The sequence below is a fragment of the Rhodococcus sp. BS-15 genome (genome assembly GCF_000813105.1).
Classification (GTDB): Bacteria; Actinomycetota; Actinomycetes; order Mycobacteriales; family Mycobacteriaceae; genus Rhodococcoides.
The window spans coordinates 1-649 of record NZ_BAOX01000631.1 but is presented as its reverse complement, the minus strand read 5'-3'; the positions used below and the strand labels follow the sequence as shown (position 1 = coordinate 649).

The following is a 649-nucleotide window of genomic DNA, read 5'->3' as shown; positions in this document are numbered from 1 at the left end:
CCCGTCGACCCGGCCCGCTACACCGCATACGGCAACGAGGTCGGGTGGAAGTCACCGTCCGGAAAGATCTACTGCAAGATCGGCAACTCCGAATTCGGATCCGGTTGCCAGTCAGGAGATGCTCCGGTACCGGACGGCGCGAACTGCGTCACCCCGTCGTTCACCATCGACCAACTGAGCAAAGGCTTCTACATGGTGCCGGGGAAGGTGACGCCGACGTGCTTCAATCAGGGCCAATTCGGCGTCGAGAACGCGCAGACGTTGGAGTACAATACCTCCATCACGTTCAATGGGATGACGTGCTTCTCCCGCGTCGAAGCGATGATCTGCGACGCCGGCGGCGGACATGGCTTCGTGTTGTCGATGCAGCAAGCAACATCCAACTGATGACGAGACGCAGCAGGCGAATGGCTTTCGTCGCCATGATGTTTACCGGCATTCTCCTGACGGGATGCAGCAATTCGGACGAACCGACGGATGCAATGCCGTCGGTCATCCCCACCGTGGTCGCGGGTGTGTCGGCGACATCGACCGAGGCCGCGCCGCAGGTGACGGTTGCGCCGCAACCGGGTGGAGGCCAGCCCGAGTCCGATTCTGCAACAACACCATCGGTCGACTCTGTGCCGATCACTCCCGTCGACCCGGCCCG

At 61.9% G+C, this 649-nt stretch carries 2 pseudogenes; both read left to right on the top strand.

The window, feature by feature from the left end:
* Positions 1 to 387, top strand: a pseudogene (locus RHBS_RS29520) (hypothetical protein); the annotation flags it as partial.
* Positions 387 to 649, top strand: a pseudogene (locus RHBS_RS29920) (hypothetical protein); the annotation flags it as partial. The pseudogenes RHBS_RS29520 and RHBS_RS29920, both read left to right, overlap by 1 nt.